This window comes from Pseudomonas sp. SAR267 (assembly GCF_052077595.1).
Classification (GTDB): domain Bacteria; phylum Pseudomonadota; class Gammaproteobacteria; order Pseudomonadales; family Pseudomonadaceae; genus Aquipseudomonas; species Aquipseudomonas vlassakiae.
In genome coordinates this window covers 1,707,958-1,730,069 of sequence record NZ_JBQIHU010000001.1, presented here as the reverse complement: position 1 = coordinate 1,730,069, position 22,112 = coordinate 1,707,958, and the positions used below count along the sequence as shown (strand labels likewise).

Genomic DNA, 22,112 nt, shown 5'->3' with positions numbered 1-22,112 from the left:
GGAATGCTGGATGAAGCGATTCAGCTTGCGGCCGGGAGGATATAGGGGAAGTTGTAAGAAAAAAAGACAAATTGTCGCAGTTGATTGTTGCCGATCTGGTAACAAACCCTGTGGCAGAGGTGTGATGCGCCACCTGTGGGAGCGGGTTCACCCGCGAATGCGATGCCAGCGCACATGCCGCATTCGCAGGTGAACCGCTCCCACAGGAACCGCGTCAGGTCAGAATGTGGTGCGCAACCCGACTTCCACACTGCGCCCCGGCGCGGGGGCAATATCGCGCAGGATCGAACTTGCATAGCGCACGGTCTGGTCGGTCAGGTTCTCCCCACGCACGAAGGCCAGCCACTGGCTCTGGCCGATATCGAAGCGGTAGCCGACGCTGGCGCCGAGCGTGGTGTAGCCATCGGTACTGGTCTCATTTTCAGGCTTGCGATGCTGCGACGCGGCATGCTGCACATCGACCCGCGCCTGCCAGCGGTCCAGTTCCCATACCAGCCCACTGTTCAGCCGCAAGGGGGCAATACGCGGCAAGGGCTCGCCGCTGTCGAGGTTCTTGGCCCGTGTGTAGTCGCCGGACAGTTCCAGCGCGAAGCTGCCATAGCGGTTCTCGAGCAGCTTCCAGCGGTCTTGTGCCTCGATGCCGTAGAAGCGCGCACGCACGCCCTGGTACTGGTACTCAGGGAAGCCGCCATCGTCATGATCGTGGTCATGATCATCCTCGTCATGGTCGTGATCATGGCCTTCACGCAGGTTACCCGTGCCGATCAGGCCGATGTAGTTACGGAAGTGGCTGTAGAACACCCCGACGCTGCCCTTGTGGGTGCCATTGTCGAAGCGCAGGGCCAGGTCGGCGGAAATGGCCTTTTCCTTGTTCAGGCTGGCATCACCGACTTCATACGCGCCGGTGGCCACGTGGGCGCCGTTGGCATAAAGCTCGTAGAACGTCGGGGCCCGCTCGGTGTAGCTGAGGTTGGCCGCCAGCGACCAGATCGGGTCGAGCTGGTACACCGCGCCCGAAGACAGGCTCAAAGCATTGAAACTGCTGGCGCTGTCGGCATCGACGAAGTTCTCGTTACCCTTGGCATCAGGTTCGACCCGAGTATGTTCCATGCGGGCGCCCAGGCTCAGGTTCAGGCGCTCGGTGGCCTGCCATTGTTCGAGCATGAACACCGCCAGGCTGTCGGTGTCGGTGTGCGGGACGAAGGCTTCCTCGCCCAATGCCGAGAATTCGTTGCGGCTGACCTGCGCACCGATCACTCCTTCAAGCGGGCCGAACGGCTGATGACGCGCTTCGATACGGGCTTCGTAGCCCTTGTTCCTGAAGGTGGTATGCACCTCGCCTTCTTCGATCTCGCTGTGCTCGTAGTCGGTGTAGCCGGCATCGACCTTGACCGAACTGAAGGGGCCATCCAGATCACGCATTTCCGAGGCAAAGGCGTAGTGGTCTTGCTTCATGTCCAGACGCACGCCGGATTCGGCCACCGAACCGTAGTTGCTGTCGTAGCGGCTGTAGGACAGGCCGGCGTAGCCATGCTCCCAGTTGTAGGCACCGCCGATCGCGCCTCCATCCTGGCGGCCGTCGCTGTTTTCCAGGCGGTGGCGGCTGCCTGGTGCGTCGGCGTCACGGACCTTGGTGCTCTGCGCGTAGCCGGGGATGCGCAGGTCATTGAACTGTCGACTGTTGGCGTCCAGGTGCAAGGCGAAGGTGCCGTCACCGGCTTCCAGCTTGCCGGCGCTGCTGCGGGTGGTGTCGGCGCCGCCGTAGCGCAGTTCGCCGGCACCGTGGATGCCCTCGATCGGTGAATCGGGGATGCGATTGTCGAAGGTGTTGACCACGCCGCCGATGGCATTGCCGCCGTAGAGCAGGGCGGCCGGGCCGCGGACGATCTCCACGCGGTCGACCGTGACCGGGTCCAGCGGCACCGCGTGGTCGTAGGACAGCGACGAGGCATCCAGAGCCCCCACGCCATTGCGCAGGATACGAATGCGGTCGCCATCCAGGCCACGAATCACCGGGCGGCTGGCGCCAGGGCCGAACCAGGTGGAGGCCACGCCGGGTTGCTTGTTCAGGGTTTCACCGAGGCTGCCGTGCTGCTGTTGCAGCAGGTCGTCACCCTCCAGGACGGTGCTGGGTGCAGCCAGTTGACGATTGCCTAACGGGTTGGCAGTGATGACCTGGGGTTCCAGTTCCACGGCCTGGCTGGGTGATGAGGCGAGCCACAGGGCGACAGCCAGGGGGGAGAGACGAAGCGGGATGTGCAGCATGGGGATGAGGCGTTCCTTGGCAGATATTTAGTGTTGTTACAATATAACATTGCCATTTCAGCACAGAGGTTTTGCGCCTGGCCAGCGGTTTTTCCACAAGCACCACACATCCCACCCGCCACTACACTCGTGTAAGGTGCGCATCTTTCCTACGGAGCACTGGCATGAGCACGGCCCAACACAACGCGCTGCACGGCAAGACCCTCGAACAGATCCTCACCGAACTGGTGGCGCACTACCAATGGCAGGGCCTGGCCGAACGCGTTGACGTGCGCTGCTTCAAGAGCAACCCGAGCATCAAGTCGAGCCTGACCTTCCTGCGCAAGACCCCTTGGGCGCGGGAGAAGGTCGAGCAGTTGTACGTGAAGCTGCAGCGTCAGGCCTGACATGCCACGGCGCCCCTGGCTGACGTCAATGGCGTTGCTTGGCTGGTTCGGCCTGGCGGTGCAGGTTTACCTGGTGCTGCTGGCGCGCTGGCAGGAGCAGGCCAGTCTGATTGGTGGACTGATCAATGTGTTCGGTTACTTCACGGTACTGACCAATACCCTGGTGGCGACGGTGCTCAGCTACGCGGCCTTTGGCCGCGAGTCCGCGGCAAAGCGCTTCTTTCTGTCGCCATCGGTGAGTTCGGCGGTGGCTGCCAGCATCGTGCTGGTGGCCCTTGCCTACAGCGTGATGCTGCGCCACCTGTGGCAGCCCGAGGGCTGGCAGTGGCTGGCGGATGAACTGCTGCACGATGTGATGCCGCTGCTGTTTGCCTTGTACTGGTGGTTCGAGGTGCCCAAGGGCAGCCTGCGGTTCCGGCACCTGATGGTGTGGGCGCTTTACCCAGCGGTGTATTTCGCCTATGCACTGTGGCGGGGGCGTGAGATTGGGGCGTATGCCTATCCGTTCATCGACGTGGCGAGCCTGGGCTACGGGCAGGTCATGCTCAATGCGCTGGGGGTGTTGGCGGGGTTCTGGGGGATTGGCCTGGTGTTGCTGGCGCTGGACCGGTGGCGGGGAAGGTACCGATTGGCTTGACTTGCACCGGCCTCTTCGCGGGCATGCCCGCTTCCCACATAACACTGCAGCCCTCAAGGTTTGCGCAGTACCTGTGGGAGCGGGCGTGCCCGCGAAGAGGCCGGTGCAGGAGAGAGCAGATCACTCGTCGTCCGCAGTCCCGTCGGCACGCCAGTAAGCGGCGGCCTTCAAGGCATCTTCTGTCACGCCTTTCTCCAGCAACAAGGCCTTGGCCAGCCGAGTCAGTGACTTCTCAAGCGCCACCCAGCTGTACAGCTTGCCTTCCGGCAACGCCAGATCCTTGAGCAACGCGAGCAGGTCCTCATCCCGCTTGACCCAGATGATTTCGACGTGCGCTGCGCTCGGCAACGGCTGGCGCTCCTGTTCATCCTCGATCTGGATCACCGCCAGCACCCGACGCCCCGCCGGCAGTTCTTCCAGTCGCCGGCCAATCGCCGGGATCGCCGTCTCATCACCCACCAGCAGGTAGCTGTCGAAGATATCCTGCACCACCATCGATGCCCGAGGCCCGGCGATGTTCAACGTCTGCCCAGGTTCTGCCTGTGCAGCCCAGGTCGAAGCAGGGCCGTCGCCGTGCAGCACGAAGTCGATGTCCAGTTCGTTGGCCGCCAGGTCGATACGGCGCGGCGTGTACTCGCGCATGGTTGGCCGAGCGCCGCCGTCACGGCCCAGGTTGCGGGCGTCGATGGCTTGCTGCTGCTCGGCAGTTTCCGCGAACAGCAACTTGATGTGGTCGTCACTGCCCAGGCTGGTGAAACCCTGCAGCTCGGTGCCACCCAGGGTGATGCGGCGCATGCGCGGGGTGAGGTCGGTCACCCGCAGTACCTGCAAGCGACGTTGGCGGATTTCGTGATTGACGCGGTGAATGGTGTCACTCATGAGGATTCTCCCTGACTGGATCGGTTGGCCCGCAGGCAATGGCCTTGGCAGTGTCGTTGAGCAGGTTGCGTACCCGTTCGATTTCTTCCGGTGTCCAGCGGCCGCTGTGCATGTGCAGGGCATGGCGCAAATTGCCGACCGCTTCGTGGATTTCCGGCGGGCGGTCATGGCCACGCAGGGCGCGCTTGCTGACTTCGATGCGCATGCGCACGCCGTCCAGGGCGACGGCCTGATCGGCCAATGCGGTACGGCCGGCTGCGGTGATGGCGTACAGGCGTTTGCTGCCATGCACCTGGCCACTGATCAGTTCGGCTTCTTCGAGGAAATTGAGGGTGGGGTAGATCACCCCAGGGCTCGGCGTGTAGTTGCCGTCGAACAGGTTCTCGATCTGGCGGATCAGGTCATAGCCGTGGCCCGGTTGCTCGCAGAGCATCGACAGCATCAGCAGCTTGAGGTCACCCGGGGCGAACACCCGCGGGCCACGCTCGCCACGGGCGGGGCGGCGTTCAAAAGGGTCATGTGCGCCATGGTCACGCATTAGCAGGCTTCCGGTGTTTAGATATATCGCAAGATATTACTCAAGATATATCTAAACACAAGCCTCTAAATGCCGATGATTATCATCTACGTCTTGGATGAATCGTTGCCATGCATCGCAATCTGCGGTGGCTTGCATTCGTTCGGGTTGCCCGGTTGCAAGTACGGCATCAGGATCGGTGCCATGCCCTTGAGCACCTGGACGGGCAATGCCGACGTGAACTTGAACGCCTCAGCCGAGCGTCCAGGCACGAAGGCCGTCAGGGTGCCGAAGTGGTTGTCGCCGAGGAAGAACACGAAGGTGGCGGTACGGTTCAGCGAACGCGAGCCGATCAGCCGCCCGCCAGCACCGAAGCTTTCGATACGGTTGTCGCCGGTACCGGTCTTGCCGCCCATTACCAGCGGCGTGCCGTCATTGAGCTTGAAGCTGCCGGAGATGCGCCGTGCGGTCCCGGCGTCGACCACCTGTGACATGGCACCCTTCAGCGCCCGCGCCACTGCCACAGGCAGGATCCGCACACCACGGTCCGGGTCGCTGACCAGCTTGGTTTCATAGGGCGTATGGGCGGCGAAATGCAGGGTATCGATACGCAGCGTCGGCAGGCGCACGCCGTCATTCTGGATGATGCCGACCAGTTCCGACAGCGCGGCCGGGCGGTCGCCGGAGCTGCCGATGGCGGTTGCCAGCGACGGCACCAGATGATCGAACGGGTAGCCTACGCGTTTCCAGCGTTGATGGATGTCGAGGAACGCCTCGATCTCGACCATGGTGCGGATGCGGCTGTCACGCGCACCCTGGTGCCGGCTCTTGAACAGCCAGCTGTAGACCTCCTGGCGCTCGAAACGGCTGGCGTTGACCATTTCGGTGAGCGTGGAACTCGGGTTCTTCAACAGGTAGCCCAGCAGCCACAGGTCCAGCGGGTGGACCTTGGCGATGTAACCCTGGTCGGGCAGGTCGTACTTGCCTGGGCCATAGGCTTCGTACATCTCCGCCAGCTTGCCGTCGGTGAGTTTGCCCAGGGCGATCTTGTCATCCTTGCTGTGGGCACGGACGAAGGCATTGAAGGTTTCCTGGCCGGCTTCCGGGAACAGGTAGCGGTGCACCGCAGCCAGGCGCTGCGGGGTGGCGCGCATGCTGTCGAGGAAGGTGTCCAGGCGCTGTTGCGATGTCTTGCGCTGGTACTTCTTCCAGAAGCGCATCAAGTAACTGGTACCTTCCTTGTCGGCGAAGCGGGCCAGGTATTCCTGGCGACGTGGGTCGGAGTCGTCCTTGAGCAGCGGCACGCGGTTGAACGGCTGCTGGTAGGTGACGTAGCGCACCAGGTCGCGCATCAGGCGGATGAACGGCAGGTTGATCGACTCGCGCAAGGCATCCTTGAGGGTCGGGTTGCGGTTGTTGTCTTCCTTGCGGAAGTTGTTGAACACGTGCATGCCGCCACCGGTGAAGAAGGCTTCGCCGGTATTGGCCGAGTACTTGCGCTCCAGCGCCGCATCGAGCATGGCGTCCAGGCTCTGGTTCTTGCTGTTCTGTGCCAGCCATTCCAGCGACCACTGGGTGATGCGGTCGAGCTCGGCGACTTCGACTTTCTTCAACTCGGCGGCAGGTTTGCCTGCGTACTTGTCGTGCAGCTCGGCGATGATCTCCAGATAGGTCGTGAGCACCCGCAGCTTGGCGGTCGAACCCAGTTCCAGTTTGCTGCCTTCGTTGATGTCGAACGGCTGGTTGGTACTGTCGGTTTGGACCCGCACCCGCGAACCATCGGCCGTGCGTTCGAACAAGGTGAAACTGTAGCTCACCTGGTCGGTGGTCTTGGCGGTGAGTAGGCGTTCGCCGATCAGGCCCATCTGCGCAGCGAACTCCGGGTCGGCAAGGTTTTTCAGGTACTGGCTGACCTGCAATTGCAGGTCGGCCTGCAGGGTACTGGTGGCTGACACGTCGAGGCGGTCGAGATCGTACAGCGGGCGGTTGAGCATGGCTGCCAGGCGGTTGCGCGCCAGGCTGATGCCTTTGTTGGTGATGATCGGCACGATGGTCGGCTGGGCAACCCAGTCGCGGTAGACCGCCTTGCTGGCCAGCGCCGCACTGGCCAGCGGTGGCTCGATGATGTTGGCGGCCGCCAGTACGCGGATATGCGCGTCGGTGAGTTCGGCCAGTTCGACCCGGCCCTTGGACAGGTAATGCGAAGGGCGGCGCTGGGCAATCATCAGCGACAGCACCTGGCGCAGGGCCAGGCCGCGTGCGGCCATGCTCTCCGGGTCCGTGGCGGTGGAGTTCAGCGCCTGGTTGACCTGGTCGAAATCGGCGCCGTACCACACCCGCAGGCCCTCGGCCATGCCGTGCACTTCGCCATGCCCGGGCACAGCCGACAGCGGCACGCTGTTGAGGTAGTCACGCACGATCCGGTGGCGCGCTTCGCTGGTGTCGGGGCCGCCCTGGTAGGCGCGTACGCTGGCCGAGATCATCTGGCGAATCTTCTCGGCACCATTGACCGTCAGGCCATCCGGTGAGTGGCGGTACTTCTCCAGCTGGGTGGCCAGGGTACTGCCACCCGCTGACTGGCCAGGCAGGGCCAGGTACTTGGCCACCTGGCTGTACGCGGCCTTGGCAAAGCGCGGCCAGTCCACGGCCGGGTTGTTCTTCACGTCCCTGGTATCGAGCAGGTCGCGGTTCTCGATGAACAGCAGGCTGTTGACCATCACCGGCGGAATGGAGGCGAAATCCGGGTACAGGTGTTGCGGGTAGTTGTACTGGTACAGCGTCTCGCCCCGGCAGTCGGTGATCGACAGGCCGGCCTGGATCTTTTCGATGTATGGCGCGAACAGGCCGTGTTCGACATAGCGCATCAGCGCCGGGGAAAACCGCACCTGCTCGCTGATCAGGTAGTCGCGCTTGAGCAGGCGTGGCAGGAACTCGCCCAGCCCGCTGTAGCCCAGGCGCTTGTCGAAGGGCCCTTCGCCCGGATAGATGATCGCATCGCTCGGCCCTGGCTGCAGCGAATAGGTGAGGGTGGTGGCCAGCTTGCTGAATTCGCGTGACTGCAGGTTGGAGGTGCGGAACTCGTCGTAGGCAGCAAAACCGATGGCGATCAGTGCCACCAGCAGGATCAGGAAAATCAGCCGCCACCAGAGCCTGCGCTGACGTGGGGGCTGCGGTTGTGGCGTCATGGCCGGAGGTGCTTCAGATGCTTCCGTTCTGCTTGGTTCCGATTGCCACAGTGCGCCCATAGTCTTCTATCCGGCCAGATATCTTCGTCTTGCTTGTCTGAAGCTTAGACGTTGGTGGGAACAGGTGAAAAATTTGTAGGAAGCCGAGAATAGTGGCGTAGGACTATGCGGCTTTGGTGTGGGTTTATTCCTATGACGTTGTTGGTAGGGTGGTAGTGGAATTGGGGGCTGGCGCGCCAGCTCCGAAAAACTCGCTGAATTTTCCTGGTTATACAGCGAAAACCCCTGTATCGGACTTCCTATACTGCTCGGCCCTTCGCCGTGCCGGCCGCTCTAGCCCGGCACACGAGCCGGCCCACGAGGCCAGCCTGGCAAGCCAACGTCCCGCCTATCGGCAGGGCTGGTGCTGCACGAAGGTCTACTCCAATAACAAAATGAGGTTGTATTGCTATGCCAGTCGGCAACCCTTCTGCCCCTGCCGAGCCCATCGAGGGCGGCCCGCTCAAGCGTGAGCTGGGCGAACGGCACATCCGTTTGATGGCGCTGGGCGCCTGTATCGGCGTCGGACTGTTCCTCGGTTCGGCCAAGGCCATCGAAATGGCCGGTCCCGCGATCATGCTTTCCTACATCATTGGTGGCCTGGCGATCCTGGTGATCATGCGTGCCCTCGGCGAGATGGCCGTGCACAACCCGGTCGCCGGTTCGTTCAGCCGCTATGCCCAGGACTACCTTGGCCCGCTGGCTGGCTTTCTCACCGGCTGGAACTACTGGTTCCTGTGGCTGGTGACCTGCGTCGCGGAAATCACTGCCGTCGCCATCTACATGGGCATCTGGTTCCCCGATGTGCCGCGCTGGATCTGGGCCTTGATGGCGCTGGGCAGCATGGGCGCAGTCAATCTCATCGCGGTCAAGGCGTTTGGTGAATTCGAGTTCTGGTTCGCCCTGATCAAGATCGTCACCATCATTGCCATGGTCCTCGGCGGCATTGGCGTGATCGCTTTTGGTTTCGGTAATGATGGCGTCGCCGTGGGCATCTCCAACCTGTGGAGCAACGGCGGCTTCATGCCCAACGGCGTGACGGGCGTGCTGATGTCGCTGCAGATGGTGATGTTCGCCTACCTGGGCGTGGAAATGATCGGCCTTACCGCCGGCGAAGCTCGCAACCCGCAGAAAACCATCCCCCAGGCGATCGGCTCGGTGTTCTGGCGCATCCTGCTGTTCTACGTCGGCGCCCTGTTCGTGATTCTGTCGATCTACCCATGGGACGGCATTGGCAGCCAGGGCAGCCCGTTCGTCATGACCTTCGAGCGTCTGGGTATCAAGACCGCTGCCGGGATCATCAACTTCGTGGTGATTACCGCTGCGCTGTCGTCGTGCAACGGCGGCATCTTCAGTACCGGGCGCATGCTCTACAGCCTGGCGCAGAACGGCCAGGCCCCGGCCGCCTTCGCCCGCACTTCGAAAAGCGGCGTGCCGCGCAATGCACTGCTGCTGTCGATCGGTGCGCTGCTGCTGGGCGTGCTGGCCAACTACCTGGTGCCGGAAAAGGTGTTCGTCTGGGTAACCTCGATTGCCACCTTCGGTGCGATCTGGACCTGGGTGATGATCCTGCTGGCGCAGATCAAGTTCCGCGCCGGCCTGTCGACCGCCGAGCAGAAAACGCTGAAATACCGCATGTGGCTGTGGCCGCTGAGCTCCTACCTGGCCCTGGCCTTCCTGGTGCTGGTGGTGGGCCTGATGGCGTACTTCGAGGATACCCGCGTGGCGCTGTACATTGGCCCGGCGTTCCTTGTGCTGCTGACGGTGCTGTATTACGCGTTCCGTCTTGCGCCAAAGCAGGAGCAGGGCATCGTCAGCCCGGCTTCCTGATGTGAAAGGGGGGCAGCTAGGCTGCCCCTTGCCCGATCACCGGGGTCGCTGCCACGCGTTGCCCCAACTGCTGGTTCCAGTCCAGCCCGCCCGCCAGCATCAGCATGGCCACCAGCCCGCCCAATGCGGTCAGCAACTGCACCGGCCAGCGATCCCCGCCCCATCCTGCAACTCTGCCGCGCCGTCCAACCTTGCAGCCACGGGCCGCTTCGCCATCACCGTCAACTGGCATTTCTGTCAGTAGTCCCATTGCCTGATTTCCCCTAGCTTGGCTTAAAGGCCAAGCAGGGAAGGCTCGAACACGCATGCATCGCAGAATGCCAGCATTCCTCAAGTATCTGATCGTGGGCACCTTCAACACCGCTATTCATGTCGTGGTGTTTGCGGCGATGCAACTGGCGGGCAACGACCAGGCCCTCAGCAACCTGGTCGCGTTCATGGTGGCGCTGTCCTTTTCATACATTGCCAATGCCCGGTTCACCTTCAGGGTGCCCGTTTCGTTCATGCGCTACTGCGTATTCGTGGCGGGGATGGGCAGCCTCAGTGTGTCACTGGGATGCCTCGCCGACAGCCAAGGCTGGCCACCGCCGTTGACCGTCGGGCTGTTCTGCCTGGTCAGCCTGTTGCTGGGCTTTGTATTTGCGCGATGGGTCTTCACGGAGAAGCGTAGATGGATATTTCGCTGATCGTGCCGGTTTTCAATGAGGAGCAGGCGATCAGGCCATTCCATGACGCAGTGCGCCAGGCGCTTGCCAACCAGGCAGATCAGGTCGAACTGATTTTTATCAATGACGGTAGTCTGGATGGGACCGAAAAACAGATCCGCCAACTGATCGCCGGTGATCCCGATGTTGCCCTCATCGACCTTTCACGCAACTTCGGCAAGGAAGCCGCGCTGTTCGCCGGGCTGGAACAGGCCTGTGGCGATGCTGTCATTCCAATCGACGTCGACCTGCAAGACCCGGTCGAAGTGATTCCCAAGCTGATCGAACAATGGCGGGCAGGCTTCGATGTCGTGCTCGCCAAACGTCGTGACCGCTCATGCGACAGTTACTTGAAACGCTGCACGGCAGCAGGGTTCTACTTACTGCTGAACCGCATTTCGCAGATTCGCATCGAGGAAAACGTCGGTGATTTCCGCCTGCTCGATCGCAAGGTCGTGGAGGTGATCAAGTCGATGCCTGAACAGCAACTGTTCATGAAAGGCATGCTGTCGTGGCCTGGCTTCAAGACTGCGGTGGTCGAGTATGACCGCGCTTCGCGCACGGCAGGGAAGAGCCGCTTCAATGGCTGGAAACTGTGGAATCTTGCCCTGGATGGGATTACCTCGTTCAGTACCATGCCGTTGCGACTCTGGACTTATGTAGGCGGTGTAATCGCATTGCTCGCGCTATTGAGTGCGGCCTGCCAGGTCATCGACAAATGGCTGTTTGGCAACCCGGTGCCGGGCTATCCCTCGTTGATGACTGCCATTCTGTTCCTTGGCGGTGTACAGCTGATCGGCATCGGCGTGCTGGGTGAGTACATCGGGCGAATCTACATGGAGTCCAAGCATCGACCACGCTATGTAATTCGGGCCTTGGCAGGACGCCGGAGCAGTCGGAAGACACGCTCGACCTTCAAGGAGGAATAATGCGCATTCTAAATGATTGCCGGGCAAGTGTGACGGGGCCGATCGCTGTGGTAGGGATTCTGTTGCTGGCACTCGCTGTCCGGCTTTACCAACTTGACCTGCAAGTTGTCTGGTACGACGAAGCATTCAGCGTATGGCTGGCTCGAATGCCGATAGATCGGGCAATTTATTTCACAGCCCAGGACGTTCATCCGCCTCTGTACTATCTGCTCTTGCATGCGTGGATGACAGGCTTTGGCGATGGGGTCGTAGCTATCCGTAGTCTCAATGTCGTTCTAGGGGTAGTGACAGTTGCGGCGGGTATGCTATTGGCGCATCGCATGGCTTCGCGACGTATTGCCGTGATGGCGGGTCTGTTATTGGCGATGTTTCCGATTGCTGTTTATTACAGCCAGGAAGCCCGTATGTACGGGCTGCTCGGCTTGCTCATGCTTTCTGCCGCCTACATGTTGTTGTCATGGGCACAGCAGCAGTACAGCCGTTACTTGCTGGGTTATGCGTTATTGATGATTGCCGGCTTGTATACCCATTACTTTGCTGCCTTGGGGGCATTGGTCGGCTGGGTGTATGTTCTGTTTGCCCGAGCACCGGGCGGGCAGCGCCTGATCAGTATGCAGCGGTGGTGGTTGTGCAATCTGCTCATTGCGAGTGCTTACCTGCCTTGGCTTCCGACCTTGTATGGGCAGGTTCATGAAAATACCGGCATGGTGAGCTGGATCGCGCCTGTGACGCTGGTCACCCTACCGCAAAGCCTCTGGATTGCATTCATGCTAGGTGGCGACTCGTCGGTCATGGGCATCATGACGATGGTGCTGACGGTCCTGATCTTTGTCGCGGCCGCCCGTGCTGCTCGTCAAAGCAAAGAGCCTGATAAGGCTGGCGCATTGTTAGTCGTCTATTGTTTTGTGCCCGTCTGTGTGACATGGCTGTTCTCCTTTGTTTTGCCGTTGTATGTGGAGCGCTACCTCGTGTTTGCCTTTCTCGGGTTACCCATTCTGCTGGCGGTGGCAATGAATGGACTCCGATGGAAATGGCAGGTCACACTGCTCATCGCCTGCCTGTTCTTTGAGGGGGTGGGTCTGGCAAATCTTTATAATCGGGCGTTCAACTTGCGCGGTGGCAACGAATGGGTGAACAACCGGCTTGATTACGTCATGGCCCAGGTTGCCGCGCGCTGGCAGCCAGGTGATGCATTGTTGACGAGTGACAACGCTTTCTGGTCGCTTACGATTGATTTCTACAACAAGACGGGTTCGGCGCCACTGGTTTACAGCGTTGGTGAACTCGATGCGGACACCCTGCTTTATCCATCAAGTCTTGAACACGTCGTAACTGAACCGCGAACGTTGGCAAGCCAATACAAACGGGTCTGGTGGGTGACCAGTGGTGAAGTCACTGAGATCGAGAAGCGGATGGAACAGGATTGGCTCAAGTTGGAAGAGGTGGACAAGGGCGACTCTCGGGCACTGCTGTTTGCAATGCCCGAGCAATCGGCACGGATCAACTGAGCGCGCTCAGGCCGCCATCGGCTCGAAGCTGTCGGCCCGGGCCATCTGCCACATGCGCGAATAGAACTGCCCATCGACCTCGCCGGCCAGTAGTTCCCCAGGCTTGAGGAACACATGCATCTGCGAGAACAGCTTGATCTCGGTGGCCGACACGCGCCGCACCAGGTGCTTGGCCTCCAGCTGTGCCGGGTGTTCAAGGCCCGCTGCGGCCAGCATCTCGGCCAGCGCACGCAGGGTATTGTGGTGGAAGTTCAGCACCCGCTGGGCTTTGTCTGGCACCACCAGGGCGCGCTGGCGCAGCGGGTCTTGCGTGGCCACGCCGGTCGGGCACTTGTTGGTGTGGCAGCTCTGCGACTGGATGCAGCCAATGGCGAACATGAACCCGCGCGCCGAGTTGGCCCAGTCGGCGCCGATGGCCAGCACGCTGGCGATGTCGAAGGCGCTGACGATCTTGCCGCTGGCGCCGAGCTTGATCTTGTCGCGCAGGTTCAGGCCGACCAGGGTGTTGTGCACGAACAGCAGGCCCTCGCGCAGCGGCACGCCGATATGGTCGGTGAACTCCACTGGCGCGGCGCCGGTGCCACCTTCCTTGCCATCGACCACGATGAAGTCGGGGAGGATGCCGGTTTCCAGCATGGCCTTGGCGATGCCCATGAATTCCCACGGGTGGCCCAGGCAGAACTTGAAGCCCACCGGTTTACCGCCAGACAGTTCACGCAGCTGGGCGATGAAGTGCATCATCTCGATCGGGGTGGAGAAGGCGCTGTGGCGCGATGGCGAGATACAGTCCTCGCCCATCAGCACGCCACGGGTTTCGGCAATTTCCTCGGTCACCTTGTGCTTGGGCAGGATGCCGCCGTGGCCGGGCTTGGCGCCCTGGCTCATCTTGATCTCGATCATCCGCACCTGTGGGGCGCGGGCCTGGGCGGCGAAGCGTTCGGGGTCGAAGCGACCGTCAGCGGTGCGGCAGCCGAAGTAGCCGCTGCCCAGTTCCCACACCAGGTCGCCACCGTTTTCGCGGTGATAGGGGCTGATGCTGCCTTCACCGGTGTCGTGGTGGAAGTTGCCCAGCTTGGCGCCCTTGTTCAGGGCGCGGATGGCGTTGGCGCTGAGCGAACCGAAGCTCATGGCCGAGATGTTGAAGATCGACGCCGAATACGGCTGGCTGCACTGCGGCCCGCCGACGATGACCCGGAAGCTTGCCGGGTCGGTCAGTGGCGCCGGGCGCATGGAGTGGCCGATGAATTCGAAGCCCGACTCGTAGACGTCGATCAGGGTGCCGAAGGGTTTGTCCGAGGCTTCGTTCTTGGCTCGGGCGTATACCAGCGAGCGTTGGGCACGGGAGAAGGGCAGGGCGTCGCTGTCGGCCTCCAGCAGGTACTGGCGGATTTCCGGGCGGATGGCCTCGACCAGGTAGCGGATGTTGCCGAGGATCGGATAGTTGCGGCGCACCGCGTGGCGTTGTTGCAGCAGGTCGAACAGCCCGATCAGGCTGAGCACCCCGGTGACCAGGGTGAACGGCCACAGCCATTCGTGGTGGAGGAACGGCAGACTCGCCAGGGTGAACAGTACACAAGCGGTGAAGAAGGCATAACGGCTGAGAAGTGACAGGCTCATACGGGGTCCTTGCGATGGCGCGGTCAGGCTCAGGGCCTGGGGCAAACCCCGACCATAGCCAACTTGTGTGGCAGTGCAAATCAAAATCGGGGTAGCAAAAATCATTTTCGCCTGGGGTGTTCGACGATAAGGTTGCAGTGCCTGTGAGATCGAGCGCCGCCCGCGCGGCGCATCGCGGATAAACCCGCTCCCACATTTGTTTCGGGCCAGTCCCTCCTGTGCCGCCAACAGGATCCGCCTTGGTGTATGACTGGAGACCGATGATAGGCCTTGGTGTATGACTGGAGACCGATGATAGGCCTTGGTGTATGACTGGAGACCGATGATAGGCCTTCGTGCATGACTGTAGACAGGTGGAGCGGCATCAGCGCCCACCGAGATGCTTCGCCATGCCAACAAGGCGGTCCCTGTTGGCTTCACAGGAGAGATTGGCCCGAAACAGATGTGGGAGCGGGTTTACCCGCGATGCGCCGCGCGGGCGGCGCTCGATCTCACAGGCGCTGAAACCCTGTCGGCATACACCTGGTGGCCTTGATAAGCCCTCAAGACAGGCACCTAGATACTTCACACCGTCAAGCCAAATCACATCGCATTACGCAGCAATTTCTCCTTCCATCCAGCCTGCTCCTGCGCCGATCCCTCCACCAGATAGCTATACCGCCCAGCCACCCGCACCGCCACCGGCACACCGTCGCGGTACAGCAGCCGGTTGCCACCCACCGCAGGCACCTTCGCCCCAGGCAACAACGACCCGATCAGGTTCAGTGGGTCGCTGGCGCTCACCACCACCAGTTCTGCATCCAGGTTTCGCCGACGAACCTGGCGCAATAACCCGACCGCCTCCGGCAAGGCGAACTGCTCGCCGGCCAGCCCGGCAATGAAGCGCCCGCCACGAATCTCGCCACGCGCTTCCAGCCGGTGGTAGCAACGCAGCAGCTCGCGCCAGGGCGGTAACACATCGCTCTCTCGCTCCAGCAAGCGCCAGCAGATCACGCCATAGCGCCGTAGCAGGGCACGGGCGATGTGCTCCAGGCGCTGGTGCTCGTCGACATTGCCGCTGCCCCGACGCAGCAACGCCCAGCGCCCGGCATGGGCCATGCTGCTCGACAGCGGCGGGTGGCCGCGCCGGCTGTTGCGGGAGCTGCGTTTGGCGGCGGGGGTAATCAGGCTGCGCAGGCCGGTGAAACTGTCGGCGCCCACCAAGCCGGCACCCACCAGTTCCTGCAACGCCGCTTCCAGCTCGCTGGGCAGCAGGTGGGCATCGCTGGTCAGTTCGTCGAAGAACAACGCCCCATGGACCTGCAGCGCTTCAAGTACCCGTTGTGCCCGCCCGCCAAGTGCTTCCCGGGCAGGCTCGGGGGCGAGGCTACGCCACAGGCCCATGTGCTCGCGTGGCAACAGCACCAGCGGCGTGCTCGACAAGGTATTGCTCGCCACCGTTGCGGCCAGCCGGCTCCAGGCAAATTGCCCGCTGCGGCAGGCATCGTCCAGCCAGTGCGGGCTGTAGTCCTTGATACGTGCGGGCAACAGTTCCGCTTCCCAGGCGCCGGCTGCACTGGGGAAACCCTGCAACTGGCCCAGCACTTCGGCTACTGCCGCCGGACCACGCAGGCGCTCGTCAGGCGCCAGGTGCTGCCAGTCGAACAGAAAACGCATGAAGTCCTGCAGGCTGACCGGTTCGATCTCTCGGCGCAGGCGTTTCACCGTGTAGCGATGGATGCGTGCCAACAGATGGCGCTCACACCATTGCAGGTCCCGTGCCCCAGGGCTGAAGTGGCCACGCAACACATAGCCTTCGACTTCCAGGCGGGCCAGCGCCTGCTCGACCTCAGCTGCCGGCTTGCCCAGTGGTGCGCCAATCTGTGCAACGCTGAGCGGACCGTAGCCACTCAGGCGAGCGCGTAGCAGTTCGCGCAGTGCGCTGTCCGGGTCGATGGCCTGATCGAAGCCGGGCAGTACGTCCAGCGCAGGCTCCATTCGTGCAGCCGGATACAGCGCTTGCAGCAGGGTCAGGCGCTCGCGCGCGAACCACAGCTTTTCATCGGTCACGCGCAGCGCTCGCCCGGCCTTGGCCAATTGACGCAGCAGCAGGTCCCAGCTGGGGTTGGCCTGGACTTCCTCATGGCTGATGGCGCCCAAGGTCATCAGCGCCTCGTGCATCTCGTCGGCATTGCCCGGCTGCGGCCAGGCCTCGGCCTGCACGGCGGTGATCGCATCGGCGTCCAGCGCGCCGAGATCATCGCCGCTGTGAACTTCATTCCAGCGCCTGTTGATCACCGCCTGGGTACGCCGCTCTTCGAGCGGCGCGTCATCAAGAAAGGCGTATGGCCTGGCATTGAGAATGGCCGAGGCCAGTGGCGAGGGCGCTGGCAGGTCGCGACACAGCAGGCGCACCTGGCCGCTTTCCATGCGCCGCAGCAACGCCAGCCAGCCTTCGCTGTCCATGGCCTCGTGCAGGCAGTCGTCGAGGGTCTGCTCGACCAGTGGGTGATCAGGGATCTGCCGCTCGCCGACGATGTTCTCCAGGCAGGCGATCTGGTCGGGGAACACCGCAGCGATCAGGTCTTCGCTCTTCATGCGCTGGATCTGCGGCGCCACCTTGCGCCCGCCGACGAAGCGTGGCAGGGCCATGGCCACGCCGGCATTCCAGCGCCAGCGCACACCGAACAAGGGGGCGTCGAGCACGGCCTGGATGAGGATCTGCTCGGCAGTGCGGCTGTTGAGGTAGCGCCACACCTCCTCCAGCTCGAAACTGTGGCTGGTCGACAGCGACAGCACGATGGCGTCCTCGCTGGCCGCGGCCTGCAGCTCGAAATTGAAGGTACGGCAGAAGCGTTTGCGCAGGGCCAGGCCCCAGGCACGGTTGATGCGGCTGCCATAGGGCGAGTGGATGATCAGTTGGGTACCGCCAGACTCGTCGAAGAAACGCTCCATCACCAAGGTCTGCTGTGAGGGCAGGGCGCCCAGCACTTGGTGGGTGCGGGCGAGGTAGTCGAGCAACTGGCTGGCGCTGGCCTCATCCAGGTCGAACGTGGTCTGCAGCCACTGCTGCACCGCAGCCAGGTCGCCGTCGTTCAGCACCAGCTGTTCATCGATGCGCGCCTGCAGGCGGGCGACCGCCGCGGACAGTTCATCGCTGCGCCCCGGTGCTTCGCCAAGCCAGAACGGGATAGTGGGTGGCAGGCCCTGGGCGTCCTCGACCCGCACCCGGCCAGGCTCGACCCTGAGGATGCGGTAGGACGCGTTGCCCAGTTGGAAGATATCGCCTGCGATGCTTTCCACGGCGAAGTCTTCATTGACACTGCCGATGTTCAGCGCCTGTGGTTCAAGCAGCACCGCATAGTCAGCGTTGTCGGGAATGGTGCCGCCGCTGGTCAGCGCCGTCAGCTGGCTGCCCCGGCGGCCGCGCAACGTGCCGCTGACCGCATCGCGGTGCAGGTAGGCGCTGCGGATACCCTGGCGGCCGTTGTAGCCCTCGGCGAGCATGCTCAACAGCGCCTGGTAACGCCTTGGGTCGAGTTCTGCGTATGGCGTTGCCTGGCGCAGGCAGTCGAGCAACGCCTGTTCCTGCCAGGCCTGGTTGCTGACTTCGGCGACGATCTGCTGGGCCAGGACATCCAGGGGGGCATTGGGGATATGCAACTCGTCGAGTTCGCCGAGGCGGATGCAATCGAGCAACGCCGCGCATTCGATCAGGTCATCTCGTGAGGTCGCGAACAGCCGCCCTTTGGGAATGCCATCAACCTGGTGCCCGGAGCGCCCGACGCGCTGCAGGAAGGCGGCGATCGAGCCGGGCGATTCGATCTGGCAGACCAGGTCGACGTCGCCGATGTCGATGCCCAGCTCCAGCGAGGCGGTGGCCACCAGCATTTGCAGTTGGCCGTTTTTCAAGCGCTGTTCGGCGTCCAGGCGCAGCTCCTTGGACAGGCTGCCGTGGTGCGCGGCCACTGCCTCCTTGCCGAGGCGCTCGCTGAGATGACGGGTGATGCGTTCGGCCAGGCGACGGGTGTTGACGAACACCAGTGTGGTGCGATGCGCTCGCGCCAGGTCGGCCAGGCGGTCGTACACCAGGCCCCAGACGTCCGTGGCCATGACCGCGCCGAGCGGCACCGGGGGCACTTCGATGGCGAGGTCGCGTTGGCGCGCATGGCCAACGTCGATAGTTGCACAAGGGCGTCCCTGGCCGACCAGGAACTGCGCCACGCGCTCCACCGGGCGCTGGGTGGCGGACAGACCGATACGCCGCAAAGGGCGCCCACACAAGGCTTGCAGGCGTTCCAGGGTCAGCGCCAGGTGGGCGCCACGCTTGTTGCCTGCCAGGGCGTGGATCTCGTCGACGATCACCGTGTGCACGCTGGCCAGGCCTTCACGACCGGAAGCCGAGCCCATCAACACGTACAGCGATTCGGGCGTGGTGACCAGGATATGCGGCGCCTGCTTGCGCATCGCCGCACGCTCCTTCTGCGGGGTATCGCCAGTGCGTACGGCAGTGGCGATGCGCGGTGCTTTCAGACCCAGGTCTTCGAGGGCCTGGCTGATGCCCTCGAGCGGAGCCTGCAGGTTAAGACGGATGTCATTGGACAGCGCCTTGAGTGGCGACACGTAGACCACCTGGGTCTGTGCAGGCAGCTCGCCGCCATGCTCCAGGCCCTCGCGGAACAGTTCGTCGAGCACGGCCAGGAACGCGCTCAAGGTCTTGCCCGAGCCGGTCGGCGCGGCGAGCAGCATCGATTGCCCGGCATGGATCAGCGGCCAGGCACGGGCCTGGGCGTCGGTGACCGTGGCGAAGTGGCGACGGAACCAGGTGCTGACGGCCGGGTGGAACAGTTCGAGCGCCTGGTGCTGAAGGGCTGGCAGGTTCATGTGTTGGTTATGGCGGGTGAACGACGGGTTGGCAAGGGGCCGTTCGTCCATGAATGACCTGTGCCGGCCCTTTTGCGGGTGAACCGGCTCCCACAAGGACAGTGGCATCCCTGTGGGAGCGGGTTCACCCGCGAAAGGGCCGGTACAGGAAAGACCTGTCTTGTCAGGCCCAGGAGCCCATGGGATCCTCGCCGGCCAAAATGCCGAGACACCACCCATGCCCAATATCATCCGCATCGCCGCCGCCCTGTTGATCGACCCGCAAGGCCGCACCCTGCTGGTGCGCAAGCGCGGCACCCAGGCGTTCATGCAGCCAGGTGGCAAGATCGATGCCGGTGAATCGCCCATTCAGGCGCTGGCCCGCGAGTTGTTCGAAGAACTGGGCCTGCGTATCGATCCCGCCCAGGCGGTGCACCTGGGCCAGTTCAGCGCGCCAGCCGCCAACGAGCCAGGCTTCGAGGTGCAAGCCGAGCTGTTCCGCGTCGACAGTGCCGAAGCCGTAGCCCCGGCGGCGGAGATCGAAGAAGTGCGGTGGCTGGCCGCCGATCAGGCCGAAACGCTGGACCTGGCGCCGCTGACCCGCGACCTGATCCTGCCGCTGTACCGCCAGGCGGTCAGCGTACCGCGCTGACGCCGTCGAGGGTGGCGAACGAGGTGTCCTTGGCGGTCAGCAGGAAGTCGCGCATGTAGGGCGCATCGAGCATGTCGGTGCGCACCGCTGCATATAGCGTGGCGAACAGGCCTTTCTCGCCCAGGCGCTTGCCCTTCACATAGCCCCGCGAGCTGTATTCATGCAACGCCCAATGCGGCATGCCGCAGACGCCACGGCCGCTGGCTACCAGTTGCATCATCATCACTGTCAGCTCGGACGTGCGCACGGCAGCCGGCTCGATGTCGGCCGGTTCCAGGAAGCGGGTGAAGATGTCCAGGCGGTCGCGCTCCACCGGGTAGGTGATCAGGGTCTGGTCGAGCAGGTCCTGAGGCACGATGTACGGTTTGCTGGCCAACGGGTGCTGGTTGGCCACGGCGAGCATGGCCTCGTAGGTGAACAGCGGCACGTAGGTGATGCCGGCCAGGTCCAGTGGGTCGGAGGTCACCACCAGGTCGAGATCACCCCGTGCCAGCGCCGGCAGCGGGGCGAAGGCGAAGCCCGAGGCCAGGTCCAGCTCCACTTCCGGCCAGGCATCGCGGAACTGGTCGATGGTCGGCATCAGCCACTGGAAGCAGCTGTGGCATTCGATGGCCATGTGCAGGCGCCCGGCGGTGCCACCCGCCAGGCGGGCGATATCACGCTCGGCGCCGCGCAGCAGCGGCAGGGTGGCATCGGCCAGTTGCAACAGGCGCAGGCCGGCGCTGGTGAAGCGGATCGGCTTGGTCTTGCGCACGAACAGTGGCAGGCCCAGGCGCTCTTCAAGCTCCTTGAACTGGTGCGACAACGCCGACTGGGTCAGGTGCAGGCGTTCGGCCGCCTCAACCAGGCTGTCGGCCTCGCGCAAGGCATGAAGGGTTTTCAGGTGGCGGATCTCCAGCACGGGCTGTCTCCGAGAACAATTTTTGAAAAAACAGGGAATGAGTTGAGTTTCACTCATGTTGCCCCAGGCTGTCGACTGGACGATCAGCCGCACCGCTCGGCAGGGTTCATCAAACTGTCACCGAACTGTGGCAGCGCGCCCGAAAGAAAGTCATCAGACTCGCGCTCTACTGGGGATCTGCATTCTGGTGTTTCTTTCATGCGGGCTTTACTGCTGCTTTTCTTTCTGCTGTTCAGCGCTTCGGCCAGCTTCGCCGACACGCGCTGCGACGCCCATGTGCCGGTACAACGTGCCGAAGTCGGCAACCTGAGCCTGGTCTATCAAAGCGTCGGCGCCCCTCGCGATCCGGCGTTGCTGCTGGTCATGGGCCTGGGCGGGCAACTTATCCATTGGCCTGACGATGTGGTCGAGGCAATGTGCCGCCAGGGCTTTCGGGTCATTCGTTATGACAATCGCGATGTCGGCCTGTCGCGCTGGAACCAGCTGCCGCCTTCGGCCAACCTCACGGTCGAGTTGTTGCGCTACAAGCTTGGCCTGCCGGTTGCCGCGCCTTATACCCTGACCGACATGGCCAACGATGGCCTGCAGCTGATGGATGTGCTGGGCATTCGCCAGTTTCATGTGCTGGGCGTGAGCATGGGCGGGATGATCGCCCAGCATCTGGCAGCCATGGCGCCGGAGCGGGTGCGTAGCCTGACCCTGGTGATGTCCAGTTCGGGAGCGGCCGGGCTGCCGGCACCCGATCCGGCGTTGGTGCAGTTGCTGGCGCGGCGCAGCGCGCCGAATCGCGAGGTGGCCATCGAACAGCAGGCCGACCTGCTGGCGGCGCTGGGTAGCCCGCACGTGCACGATGACCGGGCGGTGCTGCTGCAACAGGCGGCGATAGCCTATGACCGGGCCTTCAACCCGGAGGGGGCGAAACGCCAGATCATGGCGATCCTGGCCGAACCGAGCCGGGTGCCGTTACTCAATGAGTTACGGGTGCCGACGCTGGTGGTGCACGGCACGGCCGATCCGCTGTTGCCGGTGATGCATGGGGTGCACCTGGCCGCGCATATCCAGGGTAGCCAGCTGAAGTTGATTCCAGGGTTGGCGCATCGCTTCCAGGAGCCCTTCAAGGCGCCCTTGCTGGCGGCGGTGCTGCCTTACCTGCAGGCGCACCGGCAGGATGTGACCCATATCGCAGGGCTTTGAATCGGTGTGGTCCTCTTCGCGGGCATG

General features: G+C 63.0%; 16 protein-coding genes. 8 read left to right on the top strand and 8 right to left on the bottom strand.

Annotated elements, in window-relative coordinates; translation table 11 throughout:
- Positions 1–219: 219 nt before the first annotated feature.
- Positions 220–2,265: a TonB-dependent receptor gene (locus ACTORR_RS08345; RefSeq protein ID WP_286935055.1), complete on the bottom strand. Its 2,046-nt coding sequence runs from the start codon at positions 2,263–2,265 to the stop codon at positions 220–222.
- A 164-nt stretch (positions 2,266–2,429) separates the two neighbouring features.
- Here ACTORR_RS08345 and ACTORR_RS08340 point away from each other — a divergent pair, with 164 nt between their 5' ends.
- Both ACTORR_RS08340 and ACTORR_RS08335 read left to right on the top strand, forming a co-directional pair.
- Entirely contained in the window at positions 2,430–2,651 is a 222-nt protein-coding gene (locus tag ACTORR_RS08340) for a VF530 family DNA-binding protein (RefSeq protein WP_023378991.1), read from the top strand.
- Position 2,652: 1 nt separating this feature from the next.
- Positions 2,653–3,288 (top strand): Pr6Pr family membrane protein, encoded by a 636-nt coding sequence (locus ACTORR_RS08335; protein WP_286935056.1) that lies wholly within the window; start codon positions 2,653–2,655, stop codon positions 3,286–3,288.
- Positions 3,289–3,408: 120 nt separating this feature from the next.
- Here the strand turns inward: ACTORR_RS08335 and ACTORR_RS08330 are convergent, their stop codons facing one another.
- The 3 genes from ACTORR_RS08330 to ACTORR_RS08320 all read right to left on the bottom strand — a co-directional run bounded on the left by ACTORR_RS08330 (position 3,409) and on the right by ACTORR_RS08320 (position 7,929).
- A complete protein-coding gene (locus ACTORR_RS08330) occupies positions 3,409–4,167 on the bottom strand; it encodes a siderophore-interacting protein (RefSeq protein ID WP_286935057.1) in 759 nt (252 codons plus the stop codon).
- Positions 4,160–4,705, bottom strand: a complete 546-nt coding sequence (locus ACTORR_RS08325) for a PadR family transcriptional regulator (RefSeq protein WP_054884988.1) — start codon at positions 4,703–4,705, stop codon at positions 4,160–4,162. The genes ACTORR_RS08330 and ACTORR_RS08325 overlap by 8 nt, the downstream gene beginning before the upstream one ends.
- 86 nt (positions 4,706–4,791) lie before the next feature.
- A complete protein-coding gene (locus ACTORR_RS08320) occupies positions 4,792–7,929 on the bottom strand; it encodes a biosynthetic peptidoglycan transglycosylase (RefSeq protein ID WP_054884987.1) in 3,138 nt (1,045 codons plus the stop codon).
- A gap of 390 nt (positions 7,930–8,319) precedes the next feature.
- On the opposite strand from ACTORR_RS08320, the gene ACTORR_RS08315 reads away from it, so the two are divergent.
- A complete protein-coding gene (locus ACTORR_RS08315) occupies positions 8,320–9,738 on the top strand; it encodes an amino acid permease (RefSeq protein ID WP_286935058.1) in 1,419 nt (472 codons plus the stop codon).
- 16 nt (positions 9,739–9,754) lie between these two features.
- On the opposite strand, the gene ACTORR_RS08310 is transcribed toward ACTORR_RS08315, so the two are convergent.
- Complete coding sequence (locus ACTORR_RS08310) at positions 9,755–9,988, bottom strand: hypothetical protein (RefSeq protein ID WP_156351926.1); 234 nt, start codon at positions 9,986–9,988, stop codon at positions 9,755–9,757.
- Between the two features lie 94 nt (positions 9,989–10,082).
- Between ACTORR_RS08310 and ACTORR_RS08305 the strand changes: the two genes are divergently transcribed.
- From ACTORR_RS08305 to ACTORR_RS08295, 3 genes are read left to right on the top strand one after another with little or no spacing between them, the layout of a single operon-like run.
- On the top strand, positions 10,083–10,424 hold the full coding sequence (locus ACTORR_RS08305) for a GtrA family protein (protein WP_313365324.1): 342 nt from the start codon (positions 10,083–10,085) through the stop codon (positions 10,422–10,424).
- Positions 10,409–11,371: a glycosyltransferase family 2 protein gene (locus ACTORR_RS08300; protein WP_441343615.1), complete on the top strand. Its 963-nt coding sequence runs from the start codon at positions 10,409–10,411 to the stop codon at positions 11,369–11,371. Before ACTORR_RS08305 ends, ACTORR_RS08300 begins: the two co-directional genes overlap by 16 nt.
- Positions 11,371–12,879 (top strand): glycosyltransferase family 39 protein, encoded by a 1,509-nt coding sequence (locus ACTORR_RS08295; RefSeq protein WP_441343614.1) that lies wholly within the window; start codon positions 11,371–11,373, stop codon positions 12,877–12,879. The genes ACTORR_RS08300 and ACTORR_RS08295 overlap by 1 nt, the downstream gene beginning before the upstream one ends.
- Positions 12,880–12,885: 6 nt before the next feature.
- Here the strand turns inward: ACTORR_RS08295 and ACTORR_RS08290 are convergent, their stop codons facing one another.
- Positions 12,886–14,496, bottom strand: coding sequence for an FMN-binding glutamate synthase family protein (locus ACTORR_RS08290; RefSeq protein WP_441343613.1), 1,611 nt, complete (start codon positions 14,494–14,496; stop codon positions 12,886–12,888).
- Positions 14,497–15,078: 582 nt separating this feature from the next.
- A complete protein-coding gene (locus ACTORR_RS08285; RefSeq protein WP_313364605.1) occupies positions 15,079–19,359 on the bottom strand; it encodes a DEAD/DEAH box helicase in 4,281 nt (1,426 codons plus the stop codon).
- 217 nt (positions 19,360–19,576) lie between these two features.
- Here ACTORR_RS08285 and ACTORR_RS08280 point away from each other — a divergent pair, with 217 nt between their 5' ends.
- On the top strand, positions 19,577–19,990 hold the full coding sequence (locus ACTORR_RS08280; RefSeq protein ID WP_054885880.1) for an NUDIX hydrolase: 414 nt from the start codon (positions 19,577–19,579) through the stop codon (positions 19,988–19,990).
- On the opposite strand, the gene metR is transcribed toward ACTORR_RS08280, so the two are convergent.
- Entirely contained in the window at positions 19,974–20,891 is a 918-nt protein-coding gene (gene metR / locus ACTORR_RS08275) for a transcriptional regulator MetR (RefSeq protein ID WP_003258025.1), read from the bottom strand. The two genes, ACTORR_RS08280 and metR, sit on opposite strands and share 17 nt — an antisense overlap.
- Positions 20,892–21,089: 198 nt before the next feature.
- On the opposite strand from metR, the gene ACTORR_RS08270 reads away from it, so the two are divergent.
- Positions 21,090–22,085: an alpha/beta fold hydrolase gene (locus ACTORR_RS08270; protein ID WP_054885879.1), complete on the top strand. Its 996-nt coding sequence runs from the start codon at positions 21,090–21,092 to the stop codon at positions 22,083–22,085.
- Positions 22,086–22,112 lie beyond the last annotated feature (27 nt).